The organism is Kitasatospora sp. NPDC058243, assembly GCF_042882025.1.
Taxonomy (GTDB): Bacteria; Actinomycetota; Actinomycetes; order Streptomycetales; family Streptomycetaceae; genus Kitasatospora.
In genome coordinates, this window is the sequence record NZ_JBHVWW010000032.1 from 1 (window position 1) to 3,208 (window position 3,208).

The window sequence follows — 3,208 nt, forward strand, 5'->3', positions numbered from 1 at the left end:
TCCCGGGACGGCGCGGTCCACGACCACGACCCGGTGCGCAGCGCCGACTCCCCACCCGCCCCCGGTCCGCCGAAGCCGCCCCCCGCGACGCCCGGCGCCCAGGCGCCACCGCCCGGCAGCGGCGGCGCCGCGGACGCGGGGACGGGAGGGCCGGCGGGTCCGGCGACCGGCAGCCGCTGGACCATCGCGGGGACCGCCGGGGACGCCGAGGCGCTCGGCGGGGCGCTCGGCGGGGTGAGTCGCACCAACGGCACGCTCGGAACACGGCCACCGGAGGGGGCAACGGACGCGGACGCAGGACGCCCCCCGCGAGCGGCGGGGACGGCGGGGACGGCGGGGGCTGCGGCAGGCGTCGACGCATCGGCGGAGAACACCGGTCGCACGGTCGGCTCGACCGGGCCGGGGGCGAGGGCAGAGCCGGCAGCAGCGGCAGCGGCAGGGCCCGCAGACACCGAGCGCTGCACGCTCGCAGCGCGCCCGGCACGGGAGGCGCCCACAGCCGCCGGGCCGGCATCGGCCACGACGACCGGGGGTGCTGGACGCTCCCCGCGCCGCACCCGACCGGCGGGAACCACGACAGGCACCGCAGCACCTCGCGGCTCCGCCGACCGGACACCCGGCTCGACAGAGCTCGGACCGCCGGAGACCGACCGCTGCACCGCCGGACCACGGCCGCCACGCTCCACAGCCACCGGCGGCACGGGAGTCTCCCCGCGCCGCACCCGCCCGGCCGGGGCGATGGCGGGCGCTACGGGCTGCCCGTCCGGCGCCTCCGGGCGAGATCCCCCGGCCGTCGTCGAACGCTGCACACCCGCCCGCCCCGCAGGAAGAGCGCCGCGCTCCGACCGGCGCGCATCCGCCTCCATCGGGCCAGTACCGGGGCCGGCAGCCACCGGACCGGAACCACCAGTCGCCGGACCCCGCACACCTGCCCGCCCCGAGGGGGCACCACCGCGCCCTGACAGCCGCGGCCCCTGCGCCGCCGAGCCGGCCGACGCCGACGAGCGCGCGTCCGCCTTCACCGGGCCGGCGCCGCCGGCCACCGAACGCTGCACGCTCGGACGCCTCACGGCAGCAGAACGCCCCACCGCGCCCGAGCCGGCAGAGTCCGCAGAGCTGCCGGACGCCGATCCCCGCGCACCCGCACGCGCCAGCACGGCACCCCGCGCACCCGGCACCGCCGGGCCGGTCCCTTCCGGGTCCGACGGGGATTCCGGGGACGCCGGGCGCGCAGCGTCGGGTCGGCTCGCCTGTGCCCGTCGGGGCAGGCGCAGGACGGCGGCGGCCCGGTGCCGCCAGCTCGCGGGTGCCGCCGGCTCCGGGAGGACCGGCGGCACCTGGGTGCGCGCGGGCGGCTCCTGCGGCCAGGCGGCCCTGACGACGGGCGGGGCGGGCGCGGGCGCCGGCGCTCGGCCGGACACCGGTGCGGGCGCCGTCGCCGGTGCGGCGAGCGTGGACGCCATGCGGCGCTCGCCGAGCAGGCCGAGCGTGCGGTGGCCCGGCCCGGCCGCCGGACGTGCGGCGGTGCCGCCGATCGGCGAGCGGGCCACGACCAGCGGGCCGGGCTCGCCCGGCGAAGCGGTCGGCCGCACGTCCCGGGCGCCAGCGGTACCACTGCTACCACCGCTGCGCCGGGCCCGGCGGGCCGCGTCCTGCGGTGCCGTCCCAGGGGGAGACTGCGGCCCGGCCGCGGGGCCGGGCTCGGTGGAGCCGCCCTGCCCGCTCGTGTCAGCGCTTCGCGTGCCGGGCGCAGCCGCACGCTGGACTGCCGTGGCGCCCGGCGCGGCGGCGGCCGTGTCTGTGGCACGAGGAGCGTGTTCCGGGCTCGGGGCCGCCGTGCTTCGGCCGGCCGACTGCGGCGGTGCGGAAGTGGCGGGGGTGGCGGGAGTCGCTGGGGTGTCGGGAGTCGCGGGGGCGCCGTGGCCCGGGGCCGTGGTCCGCCGGACGGGGCCGCGCCGGCCGTCGGCCGTACCGGCGGCCCGTGCTCCGGGTGCCGCGCCCGCCGTCGGCGGCAGCGCGGTCAGCGGCGCACCCAGGCCGCCGTGCGTGCGGGCGTTGGACGATTCGGGGCGCGCCTGTTCGGTACGCGCCTGTTCGGTGCGCGGCTGGGCGGCGCGCTGCGCGGAGGTCGGACTGCCGCCGGTCTGGACGGCGCGCTGTACGGGGGCGTCCCCGCGCCGTCCGGGCTCGGGGCGGGCAGGGCGAGCCGAGCGCGCCGGGTTGCCCGGTGCCGACGGTTCCGAGCCGTCCGACCCGCTCCCCGTCGGAGCAGTCGGCTGCGCGGGCGGGGAGACGATCGGCATCGGCCCGTGCCCGGCCCCGGGACCGGGCACGGGCCCCAGGCCTGACGCGCCGTCGGCGTTGAGCCGTGGCGAGGCGCTGGCGGGCAGCGAGGTCAGCGGGGCACCGAGCACGGGCCGGCCCGGTGCGGCGCCTCCCCTCGCGGCGCGCTGAACGGCATTGCCAGTGCTCGGGGTCGGGGCACCGGTCGGCCGCACCGGGTCCGGCTCGGAGGTCTCGGACGGCCGCGCAATGGCACCCGGCTCCGCGACGGGCGGAGCAACGTCGGCGGACTGCTCCACCGTCGTCGCGCTCGCGGGCCGTTCCACCAGTGCCACACCCTCGGCAGGCTCTACCGGCTTCGCGCCGTCAGCAGGCTCCATCGGCGCGACGGCAGCGGATCGTTCCACCGTCGTCGCGCTCGCGGCACGCTGCACCGCCCGGGGCGGGATCACGGCCACCGCGCGCGTCGGCAGCGACCGGGGGCGGGGTGCAGCGGTCAGCGGCTTCCCGACGCGGCGCGACGGGACCGGCCGGTCAGGCCCGGCCTGCCCGGCAAGCGGCACCTCGGAACCGTGAGCAGGGGTGGGGGCGGGCGCGGGGGCAGCCGGAGCGACACCGCCCTCGGCGGCCACTGCCCGTACGGGGAGCCGGCGCACCACGGCGCCGGACCTCTGCACCTGCCGCACCCGACCGAGCCCGCCCGTCGCACCCGGCCCGTCCCCCACCGAAGCCGCAGCCGAGGCCGGATCCGCAGCCTCCGACGGCGCCACCGCCGGTGCGGCGTACGGCAGCACGGGCCCGGGGGGTCCAGCGGAGACCGCCCAGCCGGAAGGAAACGCCCCCACCCCCCACTAGCCCCCCCGAGCGGAAAGACGAAACCCGTCTTCCCATGTTTCTCTCTCCTAGAGAGTTCCTCCCCACGCCC

At 80.4% G+C, this 3,208-nt stretch carries 1 pseudogene; it reads right to left on the reverse strand.

Going from position 1 to position 3,208, the window contains the following annotated elements:
* Positions 1–245: pseudogene (locus tag ACFVX9_RS21420) on the reverse strand (hypothetical protein); the annotation flags it as partial.
* Positions 246–3,208: the final 2,963 nt, after the last annotated feature.